Source organism: Halobellus rufus (assembly GCF_000739575.1).
GTDB lineage: Archaea > Halobacteriota > Halobacteria > Halobacteriales > Haloferacaceae > Haloquadratum > Haloquadratum rufum.
Genome location: NZ_BBJO01000060.1, coordinates 1 through 24,758 on the forward strand (window position 1 = coordinate 1; position 24,758 = coordinate 24,758).

General features: G+C 59.9%; 26 protein-coding genes and 2 pseudogenes. 2 read left to right on the plus strand and 26 right to left on the minus strand.

Annotation, left to right across the window (positions count from 1 at the left end; translation table 11 throughout):
* Positions 1–87: 87 nt before the first annotated feature.
* The 20 genes and pseudogenes from ACP99_RS17595 to ACP99_RS17690 all read right to left on the minus strand — a co-directional run bounded on the left by ACP99_RS17595 (position 88) and on the right by ACP99_RS17690 (position 19,292).
* Complete coding sequence (locus ACP99_RS17595) at positions 88–417, minus strand: hypothetical protein (protein WP_049987842.1); 330 nt, start codon at positions 415–417, stop codon at positions 88–90.
* A gap of 27 nt (positions 418–444) precedes the next feature.
* Positions 445–777 carry a ribbon-helix-helix domain-containing protein gene (locus tag ACP99_RS17600; RefSeq protein ID WP_049987843.1) on the minus strand — a complete coding sequence of 111 codons (333 nt, stop codon included), beginning with the start codon at positions 775–777 and terminating at the stop codon, positions 445–447.
* Between the two features lie 56 nt (positions 778–833).
* Positions 834–1,175, minus strand: a complete 342-nt coding sequence (locus ACP99_RS17605; RefSeq protein ID WP_049987844.1) for a type II toxin-antitoxin system PemK/MazF family toxin — start codon at positions 1,173–1,175, stop codon at positions 834–836.
* Complete coding sequence (locus ACP99_RS17610) at positions 1,172–1,531, minus strand: MarR family transcriptional regulator (RefSeq protein WP_049987845.1); 360 nt, start codon at positions 1,529–1,531, stop codon at positions 1,172–1,174. The genes ACP99_RS17605 and ACP99_RS17610 overlap by 4 nt, the downstream gene beginning before the upstream one ends.
* A gap of 89 nt (positions 1,532–1,620) precedes the next feature.
* On the minus strand, positions 1,621–1,956 hold the full coding sequence (locus ACP99_RS17615; RefSeq protein ID WP_049987846.1) for a DUF7558 family protein: 336 nt from the start codon (positions 1,954–1,956) through the stop codon (positions 1,621–1,623).
* Positions 1,956–2,246: a hypothetical protein gene (locus ACP99_RS17620; protein ID WP_049987847.1), complete on the minus strand. Its 291-nt coding sequence runs from the start codon at positions 2,244–2,246 to the stop codon at positions 1,956–1,958. Before ACP99_RS17620 ends, ACP99_RS17615 begins: the two co-directional genes overlap by 1 nt.
* 233 nt (positions 2,247–2,479) lie before the next feature.
* Entirely contained in the window at positions 2,480–2,824 is a 345-nt protein-coding gene (locus tag ACP99_RS17625; protein WP_049987848.1) for a hypothetical protein, read from the minus strand.
* Positions 2,825–3,328: 504 nt separating this feature from the next.
* Complete coding sequence (locus ACP99_RS20705; protein ID WP_197052511.1) at positions 3,329–4,591, minus strand: phage NrS-1 polymerase family protein; 1,263 nt, start codon at positions 4,589–4,591, stop codon at positions 3,329–3,331.
* A gap of 350 nt (positions 4,592–4,941) precedes the next feature.
* Positions 4,942–9,288 carry a primase-like DNA-binding domain-containing protein gene (locus ACP99_RS17635; RefSeq protein WP_231554339.1) on the minus strand — a complete coding sequence of 1,449 codons (4,347 nt, stop codon included), beginning with the start codon at positions 9,286–9,288 and terminating at the stop codon, positions 4,942–4,944.
* Complete coding sequence (locus ACP99_RS17640; RefSeq protein ID WP_049987850.1) at positions 9,254–11,461, minus strand: VirB4 family type IV secretion system protein; 2,208 nt, start codon at positions 11,459–11,461, stop codon at positions 9,254–9,256. Before ACP99_RS17640 ends, ACP99_RS17635 begins: the two co-directional genes overlap by 35 nt.
* The gene (locus ACP99_RS17645) at positions 11,454–12,575 is read right to left on the minus strand and encodes a hypothetical protein (RefSeq protein ID WP_049987851.1); all 1,122 of its coding nucleotides are present in this window, start codon (positions 12,573–12,575) and stop codon (positions 11,454–11,456) included. Before ACP99_RS17645 ends, ACP99_RS17640 begins: the two co-directional genes overlap by 8 nt.
* A 2-nt stretch (positions 12,576–12,577) precedes the next feature.
* Entirely contained in the window at positions 12,578–13,693 is a 1,116-nt protein-coding gene (locus ACP99_RS17650) for a hypothetical protein (protein ID WP_049987852.1), read from the minus strand.
* 2 nt (positions 13,694–13,695) lie between these two features.
* Positions 13,696–14,532: a hypothetical protein gene (locus ACP99_RS17655; RefSeq protein ID WP_049987853.1), complete on the minus strand. Its 837-nt coding sequence runs from the start codon at positions 14,530–14,532 to the stop codon at positions 13,696–13,698.
* A gap of 2 nt (positions 14,533–14,534) precedes the next feature.
* Positions 14,535–16,270, minus strand: a pseudogene (locus tag ACP99_RS17660) (hypothetical protein).
* Positions 16,271–16,298: 28 nt separating this feature from the next.
* A complete protein-coding gene (locus ACP99_RS17665; protein ID WP_049987854.1) occupies positions 16,299–16,721 on the minus strand; it encodes a hypothetical protein in 423 nt (140 codons plus the stop codon).
* 6 nt (positions 16,722–16,727) lie between these two features.
* Entirely contained in the window at positions 16,728–16,976 is a 249-nt protein-coding gene (locus ACP99_RS17670; RefSeq protein WP_049987855.1) for a hypothetical protein, read from the minus strand.
* 202 nt (positions 16,977–17,178) lie between these two features.
* A complete protein-coding gene (gene xseB, locus ACP99_RS17675) occupies positions 17,179–17,361 on the minus strand; it encodes an exodeoxyribonuclease VII small subunit (RefSeq protein WP_049987856.1) in 183 nt (60 codons plus the stop codon).
* A 2-nt stretch (positions 17,362–17,363) separates the two neighbouring features.
* A complete protein-coding gene (xseA, locus tag ACP99_RS17680; RefSeq protein WP_049987857.1) occupies positions 17,364–18,407 on the minus strand; it encodes an exodeoxyribonuclease VII large subunit in 1,044 nt (347 codons plus the stop codon).
* Between the two features lie 85 nt (positions 18,408–18,492).
* Entirely contained in the window at positions 18,493–19,053 is a 561-nt protein-coding gene (locus tag ACP99_RS17685) for a TATA-box-binding protein (RefSeq protein WP_049987858.1), read from the minus strand.
* Positions 19,054–19,124: 71 nt separating this feature from the next.
* Entirely contained in the window at positions 19,125–19,292 is a 168-nt protein-coding gene (locus ACP99_RS17690; RefSeq protein ID WP_004048632.1) for a DNA-binding protein, read from the minus strand.
* A 136-nt stretch (positions 19,293–19,428) separates the two neighbouring features.
* Between ACP99_RS17690 and ACP99_RS17695 the strand changes: the two genes are divergently transcribed.
* Positions 19,429–19,725, plus strand: a complete 297-nt coding sequence (locus ACP99_RS17695; protein WP_004048633.1) for a PadR family transcriptional regulator — start codon at positions 19,429–19,431, stop codon at positions 19,723–19,725.
* Between the two features lie 53 nt (positions 19,726–19,778).
* Positions 19,779–20,666 (plus strand): hypothetical protein, encoded by an 888-nt coding sequence (locus tag ACP99_RS17700; RefSeq protein WP_049987859.1) that lies wholly within the window; start codon positions 19,779–19,781, stop codon positions 20,664–20,666.
* Positions 20,667–20,987: 321 nt separating this feature from the next.
* Here the strand turns inward: ACP99_RS17700 and ACP99_RS17705 are convergent, their stop codons facing one another.
* The 6 genes and pseudogenes from ACP99_RS17705 to ACP99_RS17725 all read right to left on the minus strand — a co-directional run.
* The gene (locus ACP99_RS17705; RefSeq protein ID WP_231554341.1) at positions 20,988–23,003 is read right to left on the minus strand and encodes a copper-translocating P-type ATPase; all 2,016 of its coding nucleotides are present in this window, start codon (positions 23,001–23,003) and stop codon (positions 20,988–20,990) included.
* Positions 23,004–23,143: 140 nt separating this feature from the next.
* On the minus strand, positions 23,144–23,344 hold the full coding sequence (locus ACP99_RS21115) for a hypothetical protein (RefSeq protein WP_231554340.1): 201 nt from the start codon (positions 23,342–23,344) through the stop codon (positions 23,144–23,146).
* Positions 23,345–23,414: 70 nt separating this feature from the next.
* On the minus strand, positions 23,415–23,612 hold the full coding sequence (locus ACP99_RS17710; protein WP_049987864.1) for a heavy-metal-associated domain-containing protein: 198 nt from the start codon (positions 23,610–23,612) through the stop codon (positions 23,415–23,417).
* A gap of 146 nt (positions 23,613–23,758) precedes the next feature.
* Complete coding sequence (locus tag ACP99_RS17715; protein ID WP_049987861.1) at positions 23,759–24,154, minus strand: hypothetical protein; 396 nt, start codon at positions 24,152–24,154, stop codon at positions 23,759–23,761.
* A 136-nt stretch (positions 24,155–24,290) separates the two neighbouring features.
* Positions 24,291–24,566, minus strand: a complete 276-nt coding sequence (locus tag ACP99_RS17720) for a DUF7521 family protein (RefSeq protein WP_049987862.1) — start codon at positions 24,564–24,566, stop codon at positions 24,291–24,293.
* Positions 24,567–24,569: 3 nt separating this feature from the next.
* A pseudogene (locus ACP99_RS17725) lies at positions 24,570–24,758 on the minus strand (ArsR family transcriptional regulator); the annotation flags it as partial.

Here is a 24,758-nt window from a genome sequence, read left to right on the forward strand (position 1 = left end):
CCCCCGACCCCGCTAGCACCACAGGAACGAGGAGCGCAGCGTGGGGCGCGGGATGCCGAGCGGCCGAGGGCTTTCACGAGACGCGTCTCAGCCGTCTCCCTGCGCGTTCAACTCCCGAAGGGTCCAGACAGCCGTCGTGCCGATCCGAACACCATCGAAATTGCGCATATCGAGGGTGACCGTGGCTGTCCGAAACGGATAGTGCTCAACGAGGACGCGATGGATGACGGTCCGGACGGCATCTTCACGATATTGATCGACGACAGCAGCCATGGCCTCGTCGAAATGTGCGTTGTGGTGGTCCTCACGCGGTTTCCGTGCTCGATCAAGGACGAGTGTGATCACGTCGTCGACCGATGCATGGGCTGGATTCTCCGTCCGTTCCCGAACGTCGTAGAGCGCGTCGGTCTCGGTCATGGGTAGTACCTATCCACTGTCGACGTTTCACGCGTCGGATCCGTACACCTGCTCGGACGTCTCCTCTCGTGCTTCTTCGACGGCTCGTTCGAGGTCGTCCGCATCGACTTTCTCGCCGAGTGCTGCAAGCTCGGCGGTGATCTCACTAGCAGACTCGCGGCTCTGTTCAGCTTCAGCGAGCAGCTGCTCCAGCCGGAGCGCGGCGATCGCTGTATCGTCATTAAGCTCGCGGAGATGGGCGCGGCAGGCCTCTTTGATGAACTCGCTCTTGTTGGTGTAGATCCCCGTTTCATCGAGGAACCGCTCGATCTCGGTGTCAAGTTCGACTGGAAACTTGACGCTGACACTCGCGTATTTCATTGTAGTACCATCGTACTACGTGTATTTGAATACTGGCTGCCCGTGCGGGGAGGTTCTCAAGAAGATATGTAGTCGATCAACTGGCTCGCCACATCTTCAGTTCGTTCGTCGACGAGCGAGGTCAGGTAGTGCTCAACATCGGCAGCACTGTTGAGGGTCGCGAGCGACCACGGAAGCACGTGACTTCGTTCTCCGAGTGGGTCGCCCTCGTAGTCGTCGTCTCGGAGTGTGAGTGCCTCCTCGTGGTAGGTCTTCGTGGAGAGCAGGACCGTGATGAGTTGGGTACCATGGTTCGGGAGATTCGGCGCTCCCAGAATGAGCATCGGGCGACCTTTCTCCGAGAGCGGGTCACCTGCCCAGACGATATCGCCACGTTCCAAGTCCTCGAACGCAGTCACTGTACGTCTTCCATCTCGTCGGTCTGGAGGTCCTCGAGTCGCTCCTCACCGTATTGTTCGTCTGCCGTCTCGTAGTGTCGGTGGAGCCGGTAGGCAGCTTCGAGCCGTTCCTTGTCGTCCGTGATCGCCCAGTACGGGCGCTTGTGCCGCACGAGACCGCGTTCCTTCAATCGCGAGAGAATCGCACTGACGGCGTCTGTATCCAGCCCGAGTTGTTCGGCGATCGTTGCCGCCTTCCACGCCCGGTCGTCATGCTTGTCGAGGAACAGCACGATCCGCTCGGTATCATTCCGTTCCTCGAATTCGTCGGCATTAGCGTTCTCGAACTCGTCGATATCGATGGTACCGCTCGACATAACCTAGTGTTGGGGGTGTTGGAACATAGTTGTTTGGCATGTTTGCTACCGTGGATGGGCGTTTCCGTGCCCAGACATACGGGAGGGGGTCACTCCGATGGCGTCGCGACGAGGTGTGTCTCAAGATCGCGCGTCCAGTACGTCGCTGGCCCGCCGGGGCTACATCGCGCGCACAGTTGCAGCGGGCCCTCGAGATGGCCCAGCTCGACGCGAAAGTGCGTGAGTGCCGCGAGGGCGTCGACGACGAGCCCACAGCCGTCGCAGGTGTGGTGGTCGCGCTCGTCGGGATCCGGTCGCTCTTGGACGGCACAGTCGACACAGATTGTGTGCGTCACCCGTTCGTCTTTCCCCCACGTATGCGCCTCGCCCATCTCTGACCCAGGCGGTGAATCGCAGAACGCACACCCGGAAAGCGTCTGTTGCATCAGTCGTCCTCCGCGTCGGCGTCGGTGGCGGCCTGCCAGCCGCGATGGAAGGCGGCGAGCTGGGTGATCGAGTCGAAGGCCTCGTCACTCGGCCCGTGAACGAGGACGCGCTGGTCGGGGACCGGCGTCACCACATCGTCCTCGATGAGTTCATCAACGAGATGATGGGCACTCCGCTCGTCGACGTCCGCCGTCGAGACCCTGGCCGCATCCAGGTCCTGGGCAACGAGTTCGGTTTCGAGTCGTTCGTAGTCGTCCGTCGTGTCGTCGAGGATATCAGGTCCAGTCATGAAAGCTCACGCTCTGGACGCGCTTCGAGCGCGCCTCGCTCCTTTGCGGGCGCGAACGACGATCACGGGCAGCCAGCTCGCCCGGCCGTTTGCGCCCTGCTCTTCCTGGGCACGTACGCCGAACCCGTACCTCTCCTGCTGCTGATGGGCTAGCTGTCCACCGTCGATGGCACCCTGCGTATTCCGGTGGATTGCAAGAGTCGATAGCGGGGAAGCTCTCTTCTTTCGGCCTGTTAGAGGGCGATCACGAGCCCGGCCACGAGTGTAACGAGTCCGAGTGCCAGCCACGTCGTCCGCGCTGCGAGACGCCGCCAGCACCGCTGCCCCAGTTGGCGGAGTTGATCACGGAGGGCTGCCCGCCGTTTCGTTTCGAGGACCGCGACTTCGTCGTAGTAGTCGCGGCGATCTGCGGGAAGCGTCCGGAGTGTCGTCTGGCACTCGCTGCAAGTGTATTCGAACTCTGCCCGGACGTGCTGGCGGCGGAACTCTTGTTCGCCGCCCTCGTCGTAGCCGGTGACCTCGTACACGAGAAGTTTGGAGACGAAGCGACGGGCTCCGCACTCCGGACATTGGTTCATTCGGAGCGTTGGCGTTCCATCCTCGCTGCTTGCATCGTCTGACCACGATGGCTGCGAATCTGTATCCTCCGTATCTCTCGATGGACTCGTGTGGTTTTCTGACGGCGATGCACTGGCTGCCTCTGAGTTACTGAACGTAGACATGGACTCACCTGTGACTGCACTCAGCTGACACCAGACTGGACACCACGACGGCTCTCGTGGTGGTGCCCATCGCGCTGAGCGCCGTCACCCTTGGTCGGCGCGATAAACGCTACTGCGGAGGAATTGTCTACTCGTACATAGTTCTGCGATCTACTCTTCGGCCTCGTCGAGACCGAGTCGCAGGGCATCACGATGGTCAACCGACAGGCGTCATCGTCAACGGGCGTCGGGGGCGGTGGGTGGGGGATGGAGCACAATATAACGAGCGCGTTGGGTAATCCGCCTCCGTTCCCGGAACCAGGGCTCTGGAAGTAGTTTCCTCAGACAGGGATGATTGTCCTGACGTTTCAGTCCCCGCTGCTACTCAGACCGACCACCGAAGAATCGACGCAACATAGAGGCTGGCTCTGGGTCATCATCGGTCTCGCTCGCGGTACCGGGTTCTTCCTCGTGGGATTGCGCAGTCTCCTGGTCACGGGCTGTGAGTTCATCGGTGAGGCGTTCGATTTCTGCTTCGAGGGTATCGATCCGTTCAGTCTTCTGTTCGAGTGTTGCCTCGAGTTCGTCGACGCGCTTGCTCAACAGGCGGTTTTTCTCCGCCAGATACGCACGACTCCGGTCTGCCTCGTCAGGCGTCCCGCCAGTTGTGACCCCGTCAGGTGTGCCGTGGGGATCTGCGTCGTCGTCGCCGGCGTCCGGGTCGTAGAACTCCGACGTGGTCGCAATCGCTCGCTCGATGGTCTTCTCGCCGTACGTCGACCCGTCAGCGTAGTGGACCTCGTCCCACTTCTCCCGCATCAATCCCGACTGGCGGAACAGCTGCTCCATTTGGGTCCGGTCGCCGCCGGTCCAGAACGCCAGCAAACAGCACAGCGCCATGTCGGCCTCGGACTGACTGTCGTAGCCGACCGTATTCCCGTTCCAGAGCCGCTCGAACTTCTCGCCGTTCGATGCGTTTCGCGCTTTCTCGAGGAGGTCCTCGTCTTCGAGGTCGACGTCAACGTCAGCTGCACCGGTCGTCGGTGACCGGGCGGCAGCGCCACCACGCTGTTCGGACTCGGATGCTGTGTCACGCTCGGCCTCCTGGACGTACTCACGGTGAATCGCTGTGAGTGCGTCCTGCCGGCGTGCAACGCGAGTGGGTGTCCGCTCGACGTGATCGCCAGTGACGGTGAAAAAGCGTGCCGTGTCGTACAGTTCGACGCTCCCGCGGCGGTTCCGCCCGTCGGGGAGTGTGCCGGTGATCAGGACGTGATAGCCGGTGCCGGACGGCGATACCTCCGTATAGGAGTCGAGTCGTGCGATGATGTCCTGTGCGTCGTCGTCGACGTCGCCGGTTTCAGGATCACGGCAGTCGTCCAGGTCGATGCCGACGATGGGATCGTCGTCGGTAAACACGAACCCGACACCATCGGCGTGCTCCGTCTCGCTGTAGTCAAGTGCTGCCTCGAAACTCGCCCAGGTCTCCGACTCTGTTGCTGACGCGAACCTCCCAGCCCCTGGCGTCACCGGAATCTTCGTCGGTTTGCCGTCCCGCTCCTCTTCCCGCCAGCACACCCACTGGTCGCGTTCGCGTAACGTCTCCGGAATCGCCTCCGGCTCGTCGATCATAGGTTCACACATCCTCACGTAGCACCTCGCATGGCTCTCACTGGCTCTGAGCCAGCACAGAACGCTCTCTGCTGTACGTCGCGATCCAATCCCTTGTCCCAACGGGGACCCCCCGTTCTATCCTAGTTGGTTGTTGGGTGGAACACCCGCCATAGCAGGTTAAAAATCGCTGGAAGTGAGCGTGTTCCACCCATTTGGGCCGTTTCGTAGCTGTTCCACCCATTGAGGATTTGGGTGGAACATGCCGCAGTCGGGTGATTTCCGACCTGCGAGTTTGAGCGGATGAGGTCATGATTCTGCTTGGGTGGAACAGGTCTCAAGAAGTCCCGACGATATCGGGAATTGGACCGTGTACGTCCATTTCATGGCTGAAAGTCCTCTTCAGACCGGATGCGGACACCAGTGTAATGCCAGACAGGTTCCCCGTCGATTCGCTTCTTTTTCGAGTCTACCTCGATGTGGGTGTTGAGCTTCCGTGTGAACCAGCTCTTATTCAGCGGATCATCGATGCCGTGTGCCTCTGCCCAGTCGTTGTAGAGGCCGAATACGTCATCTTTCGGCACGGCTTCATCCGCATCTTCGACAAGATATTCGTCGACGAACGATTCGAAAGACGGTGGCGAATGGTCTTCCTGCTTCTCTTCGATCGGCTCATCGGCCTGGTCGGTCTGACTGGGTGGTTCGTCAGCGGCCGCTGATTCGGGCGATGCGGGACGGAGTGCCCCGTCAGTGATTGCCGAGAGTGGCCGCTTCTCACCGTCTTCATACACAATCGATTCCGCCTCATCGTGAAGGATAAGGATGCCGTACGTCGAACGTGTGTAGTCTGGGACGGGGAGGTCGGCTTCGGGGACGAATGGCTTCTTGACACGTACCCAGTCGTCCTCGAACGCCGATTTCGTCTCGTAGATGTGTTGCTCACCGTGCTCGTATACGACGTACTCGTCGGCAGCGTGGTCGTAGCTGTAGATGGCTGGAACACGATCTTTCGAAAGTTTTCCAAGCGACGGGAGGCGGATGTGTTCCGTCCCGCTGGCATCACGAAGGACGATTTCGTCGCCATCACGCTGCCAGATGTTCTGGGTCCCGTTCTCGTCGTCGGTCGCCGGTCGCACGGCCGTCACTCCACCTTCTTCGGTCGCTCCACCGTTGAACGTGAGATTCGAGTCAGTCGTGTAGAACCGTGTCTCACCATTCTGGAGGGTACGGACGGGTGGTGTGAGAATGCCGTCGACACGCTCGGCCCACTCAGTTTCGTCGTTTCCTGGGCGAACGACAAACAGTGGGATATCCCCTGCTGCTTGGGCCTTCCGGAGATTCGTGAGTACCTTCGCGGGATTGTCGGGCGTCGTCGTTTCGACTTCGATGGCGAATCGGTCGGCAACGTCGGGGTGGCTCGCCCTCGCGTCAGGTTTCTCGCTGCCATCCTGTGCGAGGATCGAGACGGTGAAACCGAGTGCGGTGAGTTCTTCTTCGATCTGGAGGAGTGCTGCGTCGTGGGCACTCCCACCAGCGGCCTGCACGCTACCAGTATCGGGTGTCGAGACATCCTCTCCGGCGTCAGTGAGCCGGATGCGGAGCTCGTCGGCGTCGATATCGACGGTCGTATCGAGGTATCGTGATCGTTCTCGGATGTCCGCGAGTGCATCATACGACGGCGGCTCGGCGTCAACGTCGTCGAAGAGTCGTCTGAGTTCGTCGTCGACTGCTTCGACGGCCACCCAGCCGTTCTCCTCACGGCATCCTTCTCGAAGCTGGAGACTCCGGACCACCGTCGCAATCGCGACGTCCAGGTCGTCGCTCGCGATATCGAGCACCTCGTGTTCGTTGGTCGGTGTTCTCGTTGTTGAGGCGTCTGTTGCGGCCGGCACGCCGTGTTCGTCACTGATGTGCTCGTGCATCGAGGAGAGCGTCTCAGTGAACTGCTCCTCTTCACGCTCAGTGAGCGGGGTTTCGCTTTCGGGGTGGCCCGGTGGGATCGGGAGGGGTTCGAGACTGAACGGATACGGCCCCGTTTCACCGAACGTCGGGCTTGGCAGGCTGGCGATCCACTCTCCGCGCGGCAACGAACGAATCCGATTGGCGAAATCCGCAGGGTCCATTTCTTCGTGGGCCATCGCTCGTGCCAGTTCCCGGTCGACGTTGATTTTCCCGATGAGCGAACTGCCGATGTTGTTCAGGGCATTCAGGTAGATCTTCCGCCCACCTTCAGCCTCCATCTGTTCGGGGAACTGCATCGACAGACCAACAGAGAGGCGAAAGCCCCGCCCTTTCTCGAGGAGATCGTTCATGATGTCGGAGACCACGACCGACGCTGCCTCGTCGACGAGCAAGTTCACGACGTAGTCGTCCGGGTGCTGGGAGAGCGCCTGTTTGCGATCTTTGAGGGCCGCATCGAGATTCGTCAGGATCACACCGGTCATAATCCGGGCGGCGTCGTCGCGCAGGTCGCCGAGGTCGAAGAGGATGACCGTATCCTCATCGAGGACATCCCGAAAGTCGAACTGGTTCTCGGTATTGTTGAAGATCTGCCGCAGGTGCGTATCCTGTGAAATGTACGCAAGGCGGTTTCCGACACCACCCATCACGTTCGCGAAGGTGTTCGGATCTAACTGGAGTTGCCGTCGAATCGTCCGCGTGACCTCCTCGTCGCTCGACCGTGGGGCGTTGCCGATGTTTTCGTTCGGTGGCCCGGCCTCCCAGAGCTGGTCGACGACGTGTTCGAGCTGTCGGTGGGCGAAATAGTCCGTCGACGCTCGGTACAGCCCGTTTTCACGGCCGTATTCCTCGTCGAACAGGGCCTTGATGAGTGTCTTGATGAGAGTCGGGGCCACAGTCGCCCGCTCGTAGCGGTCGGTTCCCATCACGAGCTTCAAAATCTCTTCGTAGTGGTCGGCCTTCCGTTGGACGGCGTCTTCGCGGCGCCGTCCGCTCTCCATCGACGGTTCGAGATCGAAAAACGAGAACCCGGGGAGGACGTCCGGGATTGGGAAGTGGACGACGTTCTCTTCGAGGTCGGTCATTCCGAACCGACGCGCGTGAGCTCGCATATAATTCTGGGCCATATCGTCGTTCTTCGGGATGATGAGGATCGTCGGCCCCTCGGTGTTGTCGTACAGCGACAGCATATCGTTGATGAGGGCTTTCGATTTCCCAGAGCCGGTTGTTCCGAACCGGCCGTAATGAGTGGGCAACAGTCCGGGTGGAATGTGTGTCGGCACGTCTTCGGCCTCGCCGGTGTCGTCGAGGGCATACCCGATTGCCATCCCGTCTCGGAACTCACCCATAAGGTCCTGGTGCGGACGGGGCAACGGATTCCGACTCTGCTGTTCCGCACGCGTCCCACGTGCCCCCTCGACAGTAAGCTGCTCCGAGGAGGGGACGAGTACGAAGTGCGCGAGTTCTCGACCACTCAGGACGAACTCCGGTCGGGTCGTCCCACGACCGGTCGTGATCTCACGATCCAAGAGCCGCTGCAGCGCCGCTCGTGCGTTCCGTTCTTTTGTGGCTGCCCGCAAGCCGCTGTCACGTATTCGTTCGGCTGCAACCTGGTAGTACGGCCCGTCAAGCGGGTCGAATACTGGGACAAGTGACTGTATCCGCTCATCGAGATCATCGCGACCGTTACCACCGGATGGAATCCCGACTGCTCGGATGTTCGCGGTGAACGACCGCTTCGGATTTTTCGCCTCGATTGCTGCGACACGTTTTGCAACCGCGTCGCTCAGCTGGTTTCTGTCCCGGTTCTCCGGCTGATCGTCAAGTTCGAAGAGGGAGCCAATAATCTCCTGAGCGAGTGTGTCTCGGCCGTCGATGACGTCCTCCTTGCGAAGGTCGGCATCGGACTGCCAGCTCTCGCGTCGCTGGAAGACGACTTGGAATGCTACTGGTGCTGTCGCCTCCATTAGGTGGTCGACGAGCGACGCGAGCGCACCTCCTGGCTGATCGACGGCTGGGAGTTCCGCTTCGTCGTCTGCAGTAAATGGCGAGAGTGAGGTCATCCAGTCTTGCTTCCGAGTTGCCGACCCTTGCCACCGCACGCCGAGTGGGGAGACGGATTCGGTCGCTGGCCGCGCGAGTATCGTCCCCTCCGATGTTACCGTTGGTTTGGCAAGCGTCGTGAGTGGCTCATCCTCGGGAATCGCATCTGGTGGGGCGAGTTCGAGGGCAGTATCGCCGATCTCGATGATGTGGTCGGCAGACTGATCACCGACCGTTCCTCCATCCGCGACCGATTCGGCGTCCCCTGGCCCCGATTGTTTGTTGTCGTCAGTGCCACGTTCGTATTGCTCGTCAGGGTCGAATTCGTACTGGAGGTCGCCCGCCTCATAGTGCTCGACGAATGTCTCGCGGTCGAATTCGACAGGCTGTACGAGTCGGGATGCGATGTCGACCTCGGTACGCTCGATGTCGAACGTCTCGGGATAGACCGACCGGAGCCGCTTCTCAAGGGTATCCAGATGGTCGTCGGCACCGTAGTAGAATTCGACGGGGTCATCTTTCCCCTCGCTGAGCGCGAGGAATTCGAAGCGTAGCGGTGTGTCGCTATGTAGCGGATTGAGTTTGTCAGCTAGCCCTGTCGAGTCCGTGGAGGTCAGTTTGTGGAGGCTCTCCAGTGCCTGCGGCAGACGCTCCGGATTGAGCCGTTCGGAGGTTGGCGTCACGCGAAGGTACTCACGCATCGCCGTCACCTCCCGCTGCGCCACCATCAGTCTCTGCTGGCGTCTGCTCAGGTGGGCGTTGTCCGTTGTCGGTCGCTCGGCTTTCAATATCGTCTTGGAACGCCTGCACCTCCGCGTCCACAGCATTCTCACCAGTCCCCGGGAGTGAGTCTCGCCGTTGCTCGGTTGGCTCGAAGTCGATGACCTGCTTCTCCTTGGGCATCGCTTTGACCTGAATGCCGCGCCACTCGCCGTCGACGCCCACGAGGGCCTCGGAGAAACCGGCGTCCTCGTTGCCAGGAACGGCGTCCTGAACGAACCGCATCTGCGCGTAGTTCAGCCCGAACTCGTCGGCCCACTCCTTGTCCATCCCGTCGAGGCGGTGGAACTGCTTGACCGCACACTGGTCCAGGATGGCCTCAGATTCGGCGTGCTCGAAGAACTCGTCGACGGTCTGCGTGACCAGTCGGATCGAGAGGTCGTGGTGACGGTGGTGGCGGAACACCGTCTCGAGGAACGCTAGACTCGCGGCGTCCTGCATGATGTAGCGGGCCTCGTCGATGTAGAACACGACCTCCTTCTCCGAGACCTTCGCTCGCTCGTAGACCAGCGAGATGAGCAGCTGCATGGTCAGCGCCGTACTGCTGTCGACGCTCCCCTCCTGCTGGGCGAGGTCGAGATAGATGACCTTCTCGTCCCGGATGTCGAAGTCGGATTCCTGGCCGAGGTTGGCGTGGCGACCGTCGTCCTCGAAGGGGCGGAGCTGGTCGAGGAGCCACGTCGCATCCTCCTTGATCTTCCCGGCCTCCTCGTCGGATCGGACAACGAACTCCTCGGGATCGTTGACCATGTCCTCGAAGACGTCCATCATGTCCCGGATGGTCGGACTCGGGTTGCCGTGCGTCGAGATGTCGTCGGTGATGTCGTTACGCTTGTACGCTCGCTTGAGACCCAGTTCCAGTGTCGTCCGGCGGTCACCCAGCGAGATCCCGCGGAGCGCGAAGAAGTTGGTAAGGAAGCTCATCGCGTCGTCGAGCTTCTCGTTGAACGGGCTCGCGTCCTCACCCATCGCCCGCTGGACGTGCTCGGGTGTCTCGCGGATCTCCAAGGGATTCAGCCCGAGTGTCCCGCCGACCGTGATGCGTTTGGCATCGAGCGCTTCGGCGACTCCTGCCCAGTTGTTCAACGGCTCGAGGATGATGCCGATTCGGTCCTTGCTCTGCTCGATGGAACGGATGAAGTTCTGCTTCGAACTGAACGACTTCCCCGAGCCGGTATCGCCCACGGTGAACATCGCGTACCCGTTGTCCCGGGCGAACGGGTCGATGACCACGGGGCTTTGATTGTCTTTGTGAATCCCGAACTCGACGCCGCCCTCCTCGAGGATCGTCGCGTTGTGAGGCGAGGAGAGTAACGCGCCGACGGCGCCGCCGAGCGCAATCGATGTCCGCCCGAACTCGTTGTCGCCGATGGGTGCGGCGGACTGGAGAGCGAGATCCTGCCGACAGATTGCGGTCTTCGGCGTGAGGTTCGCCGGATCGTCGCGGAGCGCGCTCTTGACCTTCTGGACGGCATCTCTGAGCTCGTCTTTCTCGTCGGCCCGGACCGTGATGAACATCCCTTGGTCGAAGACGTTCGCGCCGTTCTCGACAGCCTTGTACGTCGCTGCGGCCTCGTTGGCGCGCTCTTGGAGATACGCGCTCCGGATACTCTGTTCGAGGTCAGCATCGACCTGGAGGTCGTCCGCGATGTCCTGCAGTTCGTTCCGGGCCCGCTCCTGGTTCTTCGGCGTGATGTGGGCCGTCAGATCGAACTGCACGTCGGTCATCTCGAAGAGGTCGCTCAGATACCCGTCGTTGGGATAGTCGGCATAGTTAGCGATGTACAGTGTCGTCGTCCACTGCTCGCCGACCCGTGCGGCTCGCGTTTCCCACTCGACAGCTCCGGGCGCGGTGACGGTCTTGTGCGACTCGGAGATGTCGTCGAGGAGCTTGCGTTCGGCCTCGCCTTCTTCGAGTGTCTCCTCGTCGAGGATATCGGTGAAGTCCACGTCTGGTTCATCATCCGCAGTGAAGCGGTCCCAGAGGTACTTACCGCCGACGCCAAGGCCGAGACCTACTGCAAGGGCTAGTACTGCACTCTCTGCTGGTGTCAGGTTCTGGAGCCACCCGGTGACGGAGCCAAGCGCGCCACCATCAGTCTGGAGGATCACATTACGCATCGTGTGGGTCCTCCCGGCGCGAGTGGCCGATGATCGATTGGTCGCGAACGACACGTTCCGCCTCGTCGTAGTCATGTTCGCGGCCGTTCCAAAAGTCCATATTCAGAACGAACAGCTCGACCGTGCTGAGTCGACGTGCGGACCACCCCGACGCCTGCTGGATGAACTCGGAGCGAACGTCGTTCACGCGACTGTCGAGCTTCTCGAACATCTGCGCACGACGTTCGACGTCGGTGAGGTCCTCGCGGCGAGTGACGAACGGGTTGAACAGGAACCCGATGACGGGGAACTGGGTCAGCTTCTCGGCGGGGGTGCCCTCGTCGCGGAAGCGGTCGTACACTTCTATCGGGCTGACTTCAACGCCGATGTAGTACCGGACCTGCTGAATGCCCCGGTCACGCATCTCCTTCGGCCGTGTTTCCCGATATTCTTCGAGGAGTTCCCGGAAGATCGGGTTCTCCGTAACGTCTTCGTCAGTGAGGCGCTCCTCGATGGTCTCGGTGATCTGCTCGACCGGGAAGGAACGGGTTGTGGCGTGGAGTTTGAGCTTCGAGTCCAGCTCTTTGTTGGCGAACTCTTCTCCGGCGTCTTGCAGCTGTGCCCAGTCGTCGGACATTGCGAAGTCCATGTTGGCCGGATCGATCTCGATGAATGCCTCCATCGAGCCGTCTTCACGCTGGATAGCACCAGCGCCCGGCCACGCTCGCTTGATGTTGGTGAGATCCTGCGTTCGCTCGTCCGGCTTGAACGGCGTGTAGTTCGCGAGTCCGCCCTCGTTGCGCTCTGACTCGTTGGTACCCGTGTCGGCGTTGGCGGGCGCACTGAACGTGACCTGAGGCCGTTTGAGGTACCGATAGACGTCTTTGGTCCACGTCCAGGCGTTCTGGTGGGTTGGTGAGACGTAGATGACGGCAACGCCAAAGCCAAGCCCGCCAGCAACGAACGGGAGAGCCAGTGATTCGATCCCGGTGAGGCCCGCGATAAACAGCCCAATAATGGGGAAGGCGATGAGCATGCCGACGTCCCCTTCCTCGATATTGAGATACGGGATGCGGCTCTCCTCGCCGAACTGATCCATGATGCGCCGTGCGGCCGCGTCTTGATCTGCTGACATTGTTAGTGGATTCCTCGATCAAACTCCATCCCACGGTCGTCACTCGCCGATTCCGCTGTCGCTCCACCAGGGTCATTCTCTGTTCGACGGTACGATGGCGTCCCGCCATCGTCTCCTCCATGCCCACCGCGGGCAGCCGCTTTTTGGGCGACGGCGTGGCCAGCGGCGGCTTTCGGCCCCCATCGAGCGGCGGTCGTCGCGACGCCGGCGCCACCGACGTAGGCTCCAGCGGCGACACCGCCAACGAGTGCTGCGCCTTTCGTTGCACCGCCGACGACTTTGGCCGTCAGCGGAGTCGCGTATTTGAACGTCTTCCACGTGATGTAGAGGGCGACCAGCGGGAGGGACGCAGCGACGAGATATTTGAGGAACGCTGTTCCTGGCGTGAGCGTCCCACCGCCGTAGATCAAGTCGTACCCCTTGAGGACCATCGCTGCCGGGAGCGGGAGGACAGCCAACGGGACAAACCGTTTGCAAAACCCCATCGCGATATCGGATACGACCGGAATATTTCCGTAGGCCAGTGCAAATGCAATCGGCATTCCGTACAGGTAGACATACAGCAGAATCATCCGGATGTAGAACAGCGCCTCCAACGCCCACATCGAGATTCCACCAATCACGGCAAACAATAATCCCAGCCCTGGGTTTGTGATAGATACTTCCAAGAATCCAATCATCGCCTCCGTAACCGAGGAAAGCTCCGGCATCAGGGCGATAGTGAATCCGTCAACGAGGTAGAGCGCGAGAGTCCCAATCCAGTACCACGTAATGATTAGAAAAGCACCGACCCAGGCCGTTTTCTTCGTTTTTCGGGCTTCGTAGGTACTTCCAATATTGAAGATCCGAACCGTGTGACGGCCCTGAACGCTCATCACAAGGAGCAAGAGGGAAACTAGCATGATTTCGCCGCCGATGAGAGCATCGTGAATCGCTGGCCAGGGTGCATTGGTCGGTTCACCGAAGACAAAAGCTCCGTTCGTCTCTGGAGTAGGTGTCCCGAACATTCCCTCAGTCAGAGTTTCATACCCTGATCTGAGACCGTCCATGAACAGCCCAATGAACCACTCAACGACGCCCTTGATACCCTCAAGGACGACATCAATGAGATCGACCATCGTTATACCTCAGTGATCGTGACCTCACAATCAGTCATATCGTCGGAACCAGTGTATTGAACGTTGTAGGTGCTTGAGACCTGATTTCCACCGACCCGTGTCTCAACGATAACAGTAAACTGGCCACTATTCCCGTCTGGGGAGCATCCCATCCCGTCCTCAGTTTCTGTACCGAACGGAAACGAACTACTGAACAGGTCGGCCGTCTCGCCGGGGGAAACTACTACCCGGTCGGTTTCGTGCATTCCACTGCCTCTGGGGTTCTCAATTGGATTGGGAACGTCCCCGGAGAAGATTAGTTCAGTTATCGCTTCCGGACCGCTTCCTGTGTTCTCTACCGTAACGAATGCCTCGCCATTCTTGATCCGGTCTGTCTCGCTCTCACCATAGACTTCGTCCCACGGCTTATCTGGGTTATTCCGATAGAGTCCGACATCCTGTATCTGGATTTCTGGACGGAGTTCAGTCGTGGTCTCAACTACTGTCTCCTCGCCTTTCAACGCGAGTACGCGGTACTCACCGGGCGCATACGCGGTGCCGATCTCGAACGAGACCTGCTGAGCACCCGCGGCTACGTCACGTTTCCCGAATAACTCGCCGTTCGGTTGGATGAGGTTGACCTGGTCGACGTCGGCCTCTTCGGAGAGTTCGACGACGAGTGCTGTTCCCTCAATAGTGATACGCGTGAGTGGACCTTTGCCATCTGGAGAGGTCGTTCCGTCACCAGGCGTCCCAGAACCGCCATTGTCGTTCAGACAGCCAGCGACGCTCATGAGGGCAGCACCTGCGACTGTTCGGAGGGCGGTTCGCCGACTGATGTGTGGGTGGTTTCTAGTCATGACTACGGGTTCCGTTGGAAGATGTCTTCTGGACCGAGCATTCGGAGAAGTCGCTTGCCAGCGTAGAACATCACAACAAACGGGATGAGCTGCCAGCCGACCTCGAAAATGAACGCGAACCAACCGTCGATGGTGCCAAGCGGGTGCCAGCGAGCAGTTGCCGTCGCACTCACATATGCGGGGTCGTGCCCGAGCCACGAACCCGGATGGTACCGAGCCGTGTAGATACCCGGCTTGTCGATCGTCACAATCGCTACCCCGGAGGCGTTGGTCTCAACACGTTGCTCAGCGATGGTGATGTACCCGTTGCGAGTGTTCCCGCCGATTGGATATCGTCGGTCGGGATCGCTGAGCACGATTGGTGCGCCGGTCTCGTTATCCCGGAGCTCGATGCGGAGTGTGGCCTGGCTTTCGTTCTGCTGGAGCACCTCAACAGTCAGATTACTGCGCCGGAGCTGCCGCTCTGAGCTAGCGTCAGGTGCCACAATCGAGGCGTTCACGCCCCGTACGATCCCCGCTACTTGGAGGGCGTTGCGGTCGACGTTCTCCGCGCGAACCGCAACACCGTACGTCGTCGTGTACGACTGGTTGACGATGTCGATGTTGATGTTCTCACCGAGCGTGCCGACCGGAGACGGTCGGTCAATGCCCCAGGTGTCGATGATCTCTGGGCCATCGCGAACTGGTTCAGCCCTCGGGCCGATCCGCGATGGATATGCATGGACGTACACGGGAATTGCGTCAGACTCGACGGTGGCGCTGTCGGTCCGGTTCGACCTGACGAGGGTATCCCAATTGGAGTTCCGAGCGGTGTAGAACCGCCAGACGCCACGCACTCGTGCGCTTCCATTCTCCGTCAGCGTGTACCCCTGCCACGGTCGAGACTGGAAAATGGCCACACCGGCGTCACCATTGGGATACTCGGCGTAGTAGGGGTACGCTGAGAGGTCGTAGATCTCGACGGCGATCGAATCCGAGACGTTGAGCGATTCGGTTCGGTACGTGACCTCGACATCGGTCTCGTCGCCTCGGTCGATTCGCGTGGTCTTCTTCAGCCGGACGCTGATCTCGGCTTCAAGCGTGAGGTTTGCACTCCAGTCATCCTCGATCTGGTAGTCGAGGGCCGGCGTGTGCGAGCCGTCACGCTCGACGATGGTTTCGCCGTCCTTCTGCAATCGAACCTCCTCGACCTCGTTGCTCGCGAGCGACCACTCGATCGTCGTGTTCCCCGAAGAGCTGCCGTTCGGGACGCGAACGCGATAGTCGACGAGCCCCCGCATCGTGCCGTTCGGCGCGATATAGAGCGGCGTATCACCCGACTCCAAGTGACCTCGCGTCGACGGCTGCACTGCGAATACCGTGGCGTGGGCGTCCTCGATAAACACGCCATCTTCGAGCGACGCGTGGCGCGGATGCACGGACGTATCCGACCCACCGGCTTCGAGATCAGCGAAGTCGTTTCGCGTCCACGTTGCAGCTGTCGCCGGCGGGCGCGTGAACGTGATGTCCGTCCCGTTTGCGAGCTGGTGCATCGCGGTCCGGCTCTCGCCGTAGCGCTGCTGGTACTCCTCTTGGGTGATGTAGTTGTCCGCGTCGCGAGACCACAGCGTCGCTGATTCATTTTCTGTGAGGCCATTCCCTCCGTGCCTGGCCGTGGCGGGCTTGCAGTGACGAGACCTGTGACTAGGCTCGTCACGAACAGGGCGGCCATTAGCACGGAGAGCTCTCGTTGTGTCATGGGGGCTCGCGACGGGGGTGGTAGTCGCCTACCAGGGGGCGAGGTCGACGCACTGCGCCAGCGGGAGGTTCATCATCGACCCAGCGACGGTGTAGAGTGGGCCGAGGGCGACGAGGACGACCGCGGACTTCATCGCCGACCGTTTGTGCCGCTTGAGGCCCTTCTTCTGCTCGGGCGTGATCGTGAACATCTCGATAAGGGAGTCAGCCTGCCACACGACTGCGAGGCCGACAATGCCTAGCGCCGTGGTAAGCTGGAAGAAACCCTCGATCATGCCGGGAAGGTTGTCCGCACTACAGACGGCATTCGTCTGTGCGGCGGCGGGTCCCACAGCGAACAGGCTCAGGGCGACGACGATGAACATAGCTTGCCTGGGAAGCCTACTCGATGCCGTGGACTGGCTGTCGGGGCGATTCGAAGCCGTCTCGGAGGGCGTATTGTCCTGTGACATAGCGGGTTACTCCTCTGCGTCGTCGACGAGTGCTTTCAGATCAGCGTAGCGGTTGGTCTCGTCGACGATCTCGTCTTTCGTGTAGCCCTGTTCGCGAGCCCGTTCGAAGAGATCTCGAAGCTCGTCAGGGTCAACGTCGCGAAGCTCCATCTCATCTCGGAGGGCGCGGCGGTAGAGGGCGGACCCGTTGATATGGCTGTTCCACGTCAGGTACAGGTCATCGATGTCTTCGATGGTGACTGCCCGTGTGATCATATGTGCGGGGTGGGTATGCACCGGTTGAGCCCCGGTCCATGGTGGTGCGATAGCTAGAAGATCGGTATATGCTTTCTGGCCACCAACTGGCGCAAAAATCTAAAGTAAATTATAACCGGATAGCTCGTTCACCTCGCAAGGGTACGGTTAACCAACAATGGGGCTAGATTCCGTTGTCTGTTGGTTAAGGTTAGGATGGCCTCTACTCGAGTTCCACGACCTCTCCACGCCCGTTGTCAAGGATTTCTCGCACCTCGGCCAAGCGTTCCTGACCCTCCTCGTGGAGCCTTGTCCCTTCATCGAGATCACACTCATCCGCATCGAGCTGCTCAATGATTTCTTCGACACGGGTCAGCCGGTCGTGAATCTCTTGGTCGTTTGCCACGCTCAGATCACCCCCAACCAAAGCCCAGTGATAGCCAACAACAGCAACAACAGCACAGCGATTGCGGCCTTGTAATAGACCGGCGGGAGGCCCTCGGGTACGGCCGCCTCGTCGACTGCTTCGGCAAGCTCCCGTTCATGTTCGTGCTCTTGCTGGAAGGTCTCGTACGCGGCGTCGAGTTGCTGTGCCAGCGGCTTGACTTCGCCCGCCAAGAACTCCTCGCGGGAATTCACGATATACTCACCGGCGGCCGTCGGCGTGATCGTTGCCACATCCGCGACCTGATCGGCGATTAACCGGTCGTCAGTATGCCCGATCGCCGTGACGATCGGGGTGTTTGCGGTGAAGATAGCTTCCGAGACCCGCTCGGTGTTGAACGCCTGGAGGTTCGAATCGCTCCCGCCACCGCGACCGACGATAATCGCGTCGACGTCCTCGGAGCGGTCCAGATGGTGGATGCCGTTCGCGATGGATGTGGGCGACTCCGACCCTTGGACGGTGGCGTCCTTCACCAGGATGTCGACGGTAGGGTCCTGTTCGTGGATCGCGTTCTGGATGTCATAACGGGCATCGCCACGGAGGGAGGTTACGACCCCAACCCGCTCTGGGAACGCCGGCGGGCGCTGTTTCTGCTCGTCGTCGAACCAGCCACGCTCTTCGAGTTCGCTTCGTAGTCGCTCGACGGCAGCTGCTTGATCGCCGTCGCCGACGACGATCACCTCCCACGGCTTGAGGTCGATTTTCCCGCCCTCTGTCCAGTAGTCGATATCGCCTTCGAGGATGACCTCGGTCCCGTCCTCGAGGTCAGCGTCCATCTTCTGATAGCGGTTCGCCCAGAGCATACAGGGAAGCTCGGCGTCGCCGTCAGTCAGGGTGAAATAGAGGGCGGTACTGTTCTGATGGAGATCCGTGACCTCGCCAATACAGCGGACGCCGTTGAGGGCAGGCGTGTCCTGGACGACCGATGCAATTCGGTCGTTCAGCTCTTGGACTGAAAGAACATTCCCGGACAGGACATCATCTACCTCCCGTTCGGCATCAGCCATCGCACTAACTTAACACGGGGAGAGCAGATTCAAAAATGTACTCACCAGTGCCAGTGTACCCTGCCAACTGTTCTGTGTCGTTGAATTACTCCAGTAACCCGAGGTCAGTGAGCCGGTTTTCGATCACTGTAAGCGCTTGTTCAGCATCGTCAAGCTGTTTTCCGCCCGTGATGACGAGCTTTCCACTCCCGAAGAGGAGTGCGACGACGTCCGGGTCGTCAAGCCGGTAGACGAGCCCCGGGAACTGCTCTGGTTCGTATTCGATGTGTTCGAGACCGAGGCCGATCGCAATCGCATTCAAATTGAGTGTGTGGTCGAGGTCCCCACTTGAGACAATATTCTGGATTTCGATATCTGGAGAGGTAGCGACATCGACACCCAATTCACGGAGCTCGTCGAAGACGTATTCCAACGCAGTCGTCACATCGTCGACGCTTTTTGCACCCGTACAGACGACTTTCCCCGAGCGGAAAATGAGCGCTGCGGCTTTAGGATCGTGCATCCGATATACGAGTCCAGGGAAGTTATCGGGATCGTAGTCGGTGGCTCCTAAATCCTCAGAAAGCGTTTCCAGATCGAGTTCTTGACCGATATCGGACGACGCGACCACATTCTCGACTTGAATTGATTCGGCTGTGACACTCATAGGAGTACCTTCCAGTCACAACCCCCTTAAAACGGGGAGTGACTTCGAGCGTCGGTGTGGTACCTTCCGAATTAGAGGTCGCGGGGCTGGACCGTCTTCCGGTCGTTGGCCTCGGCACGCTCGGCGGCGTCGTCGAGCAGTTCGGCGACCTCTTCGTTGAGGGCGTCGTAGAAATCTGCCGAGACGTTGTGGTCCGAAAGTGCGTCCTTCACGGCTGCTTTGACGATTAGGTCAGACATTCCATCGCGGACTTCTCTTGTCCACCATATAAAGGTTCGAAGTTCTCACGCAGGGTTCTCGCCTCGTCGTATCGAATATTGGCATCTGAGTACCAGAGAGAACATATGCCACCCCTCAAAAATAGAGAACAGGCAGATGCACGATCTAACTGGGTTCCAGCGGGATATCTTGTACGTAACCACCGGGCTCGAGGAACCACATGGGCTCGCAATCAAGGACGAACTCGACGACTACTACGAGCAGGAGATCAATCATGGCCGCCTCTATCCGAATCTCGACGATCTCGTCAACAAAGGACTGCTGGAGAAGGGTGAACTCGACAAGCGGACGAACGTGTACACGGTCACGCAACGCGGATTGCGGGAAATCGAGGCGCGACGTGAGTGGGAAAGTCAGTATTTAGAAGATGTGAACGCACCCACTACGTCGTAGAGTCATTATAAAAACGGGACTGCTTTACCCACTTCCCACGAATCCACAGTAAGATGGCTCGGCTCGTCTTCTATCACCACCCACAGGCCGAGAATTTCTCACTCAAATATAGCTCGGCATCGGTGGCAGAAATCCTGTCTCAGCGAGAGCAATCCGGCGAGTCGACAAAGCTCATCGGGTACCCCTTCGAAGCTCCAGTCTATGTGCTCTACGAAGGCGAGTCAGAGATCGAATCTGCCCAAGAGGTCGACTTCGATCAGGAATGGCTGAGCGACCGTATTCGTGACCTCCCCCGTGCTGGGCAGGTTGTCGCATTCCGATTAGTAGAGTTGCTCGAAGCCGCGGTCGATGTTCGCGATGAGGATGAGTTCCGGCTCTACAAGGAGTTAGAACCGCAAAAGATCCAGCAGGCACTCGATCACGTCTCCTGGGGAGCACCACTGCCGACCGTCGCTGGAGAGGTGATGTCGAATTTGATCCTCCGACATTCCCTCCCAAATGCGAATCACCGAACTGGCATCGCGATGCTGCAGTTCTGTATTGAGAGTGTGGACCCGGATTTTGAGATGCCACGAACGCACGTCGACGACGATACCTGGCGAGAGTGGGTTGATCCCTATATTGTTGATTCTAAGCGTCTCATCACGGTCCGCCGGAACAACCTCCGTTTCAAGCAACTCGAAGAGCTGGACGTCGACCTCGTCGAACGGAAAGACGGGATCCAAATCCGGTTAGCCGAGTTCGAGCTGGATATGCACTGGCGAGAAGCCCTCTCAGAGTATGCTGGGCAGCACGAATCTCACTGTACGGACTTCGCGCAGGCAGTTCTCGAACGAGCAGGACGGGACGATCTGCTCGACCGTCAAGGACCAACGAAACAAGAGTTCATCACGTATCTGGAGGACGGACTGGTCGAACGGGACTTCAGAGAAATGTTTTGATCAGTCGCGAAGCTCGGCGACCGACTGACCAACCTCACGGACGTGTTCACTTCGCTCGAGGTCGAGTTCCTCGGCGAGGTAGTCAACAGTCTCTTCGAGGCTCATATCGGAATGAAGTCTGTCTAACGGTATAAACCTAGTGCTGACGCAGCAATGTCGCCCATCAGAGGAAGCGTCTGTGTATACCAAATTACGTACCCCTCGGGAAAACTGTGGAATCGGTGATCGCATAGCGATACCCACCGAAATCACGCAGTGTCGCCATTTGCTGTCCATTAACCGAACTCAATTGAAAGAAGCTCCGAAGCGATCGGGAGCGTTTCAGTCTGCAGGTTGTGCGTCAGTCGCTGGTGTCCCGCTTGGAAGCTCGGGGATGGACAGGTCCACGCGGCGGAGCAGCTGAGCGTTGATGGCAACGATGACTGTACTCAACGACATCAAGAGCGCACCCACAGCGGGCGACAGCAGAATCCCGATCGGTGCCAAGACGCCCGCTGCGAGCGGAATCGCGAACACGTTGTAACCGGCCGCCCAGACGATGTTCTCCTGCATCTTCCGGTAGCTCGCCTTACTGAGTTTCACGAGCCGAACGACGTCCATCGGGTTGTTCTGGACGAGGATGACGTCGGCCGACTGGACGGCGACGTCGGTGCCGCTCCCGATCGCGATACCGACGTCGGCCCGGGTCAGCGCCGGCGCGTCGTTCACACCATCGCCGACCATCCCCACGAGCTTCCCCTGGTCCTGGAGTTCCTGGACTTTCTCGTCTTTGTCTTCGGGGAGGACCTCCGCGAACACCGTGTCGATGCCCAGTTCGTCGGCGACGGCGTTGGCGACGTCCCGAGAGTCGCCAGTCAGCATTGCCACCTCGATGCCCAGATCGTGGAGGGCATCGACGACGCGGAAACTCTCCTCGCGGATCACGTCGGCCATCGCGAACGCGGCGATCAACTCTCCGTTGCGAACGAGATACACCACAGTCTGGGCGTTCTGGCCGGCCTCGTCAGCGAAGCGCTGGAGATGGTCGGGGATCTCGCTATCCAGCTGGGTCAACAGGTTCGGCCCACCAACGTACACCTCGTTTCCGTCGACGTTCGCGCGAACCCCTCGTCCTTTGATCGCCTCGAAGGCGGTCGCATCAGGGGCGCTGAGATCGCGCTCGTCGGCAGCCTCGCGGATCGCTCGGGCGATCATGTGTTCGGAGTCGCTCTCGACAGCTGCCGCTAGTGCCAGCGCGTCGTCCTCGTCGACGCCCTCGACGGTCGCCATATCCACGACGCCGTGTTCGCCCTCGGTGAGCGTCCCTGTCTTATCGAAGATGATGGCATCCAGGTTCCGCGCGTCCTCCATCGCGATGCGGTCGCGAACGAGCATCCCGTTGCGCGCTGCAAGTGAGGTGTTGATCGCGACGACCAGCGGGATAGCGAGCCCGAGGGCGTGTGGGCAGGCGATGACGAGCACCGTTACGACTCGCTCGATGACGGTCGCGTCGAACGAGACCGCGACCGTCCACGCGATTGCGGTCACGACTGCCGCCCCGAGCGCGACGTAGAACAGCCAGCCCGCCGCGCGGTCGGCCAGCACCTGCGTCTTGGACTTGCTCTGCTGAGCTTCCTCGACGAGTCGCATGATGCCAGCAAGCGTCGTCTCCTCGCCCGTCGCACCGACACGGACACGGAGACTGCCGTCACCGTTGATCGTCCCACCGATGACCTCGTCGCCGGGTTCCTTCGAGACGGGCTTGGACTCACCCGTGATCATCGACTCGTTGACGTCTGAATCTCCCTCCTCGACGACGCCGTCGGCGGGCACGCTCGCGCCCGGCCGGACGAGCACGAGGTCTCCCTCGGAGAGCTCACTAACAGGGACCTCTTCGGTCTCGCCGTCCTCGGTGAGTCGTTCCGCTGTGTCCGGCATCAGCTTCGCCAGTTCGTCGACGGCGCTCGAGGCTCGGCGTACCGACCGCATCTCGATCCAGTGGCCGAGGAGCATGATGTCGATCAGTGTGACGAGCTCCCAGAAGAACGCCGACTGCGTCGGGAACACCACGCTCGCGAGGCTGTAGACGAACGCGACGGTGATCGCCATCGAGATGAGCGTCATCATCCCCGGTGCCCGGTCTTTCAGCTCCGGCACCGCCATCTGGAGGAACGGCACCCCACCGTACGCGAAGACGATGACGGCGAACACCGGGTTGATCCACTCGCTCCCCGGGAACGTTGGGACGGAGAACCCGAGCCACTCCTGGAGCATTTCGCTGTACAGGAGGACGGGAATCGACAGGAGCGTCGAGACGAAGAAGCGCCGGCGGAACATCTGCTCGTGGCCTTCGTGCATCCCGCCATGCCCCTCACCGTGGCCCTCGTGGGAACCGTGGTCGTGCCCTTCGCCCTCGTGTCCGGCGTGCTCGTGCTGCTCGTGGGATGCCATTTCATTCGCCGCAGCAGGGTGAGCCTCGTCCTCCAGTAGCTCCTGTTCTACCCCTTCTTCGTCAGATTCACCGACCGCTTCATCGTGGTCGCCGTGTTCGTGCTGGTGACTGCTGGTGTCCTGCTGATCCTCTCCTCCCTGGGAATTCTCAGTTGTATCTTTGTGGTCATCCATAGATCATGTTCTCTGTAGAGGTGGATTCGCTGGCTTCCTGAATCTTCGCCCCTGAAACCGTACAGCAGGACCATCGTAGGCAAACTCCAAAGACAACTGTAGACCGTCGTCTCGAAGCGGTCCGTGCTATCCGCTAATTCCTACTCAGGCGTGAGCGGTGTACCCTGCGCCTTCGACGGCCTCCACAAGGGCCGTGACCTCTGCCTCACCCTCGACACTTGCCTGTTCGCTTTCCCTGTCGACGGTCACGGAAGTCACGCCAGAGACCTCTTCAAGGGCCTCTTCGACCGTCTGCTCACAGTGACCGCACGACATTCCTTCCACGGTGATGGTTGTCGTCATACAGAGGTACATACGTCTCCCTCTCTTTAGCGGATTTCCCCTTCGATCATACTGGTCTCTTGGGGGTCAAACTTTAGAATCCAAGTAACACCTGCGGGCGCAACGAACCAAATCACAGATTCACCAGCTGTCGATGGCGGGAAGATTCAGGTCTCGTTGTGGCGCTCCCTGTACGTCTTCGCTGCTAAAAAGACATATAGTGCGCCGATAGCCCGAATACCCGAGCGGAATCGCTCATTCCATTCTATCGACTCCGGACGCTCGTACAGGAACGCGGTGGCAAATCTCCGATACAGATCGGGAAACAGGAGGACGATCGCGCCGAACAGGCCGGTAAGATTCATCAGCCACGCGTATGCTCGCCCGTTACGGAGGGAAATCGAAGCTATCAGAACGCCCTCCGACCGGATAGCTGGACGGACCCACTCTCTCACAGTTCCCTCACTTGGGTTCGCAATCGCGAGTTTCTCGAAGAGCCCGACGATCTTGTCCGGGAACAGTGCTGAGATAGCGCCGAGGACACCCACGAGTGTTCGAATCATACGATATTGTACGACTGGTGCGGACATAATTCCCGCTGCGACCCTACACTAGCGAGAATAAGGGAATCCGAACAATAGCGACTTCGAATAAGGAACGACGCCCAGAGGACGCTTCTCGAATGAATGTCCCGAATACTCAGGGGTTCGGGGCATAGAGGGCGTAGAGAATTGACAGCATCCCGGCTGCGGTGACAACTGCTGCGACGAATCCTGCTTCGAAGATCGACACCTGGAGGAGTTCGAAGAGGACGCCTTCGAGAAGGCCGCCCAGCCCGACCAGCGCGAAGCCGGCGGCGACGTACAGGAGCAACTGCGTGTGATGCCGCTGGTACCCACGATAGGCTTGGTACGCGATTACCAGCGCCAGCGCGGTCGTGAACAGCTTGCCGATGACGAATAGCGTGTGTTCCATAAGTCAGTCTCCCCGCATCTCCTCGAAGATGGTCGTAATCCGGTCGGCGGGGTCCGGCCGGACATCGATCTGGACGTCGAAGCCCTTGGCCTGCAGGAGGACTTCGACGCGTTCGAGGCGCGCCTCGTACTCACTGTAGTGCCGTCCGTCGGGGTCAACGTGCGTGTACTCCTCGAGGAGGCCCTGCTCGAC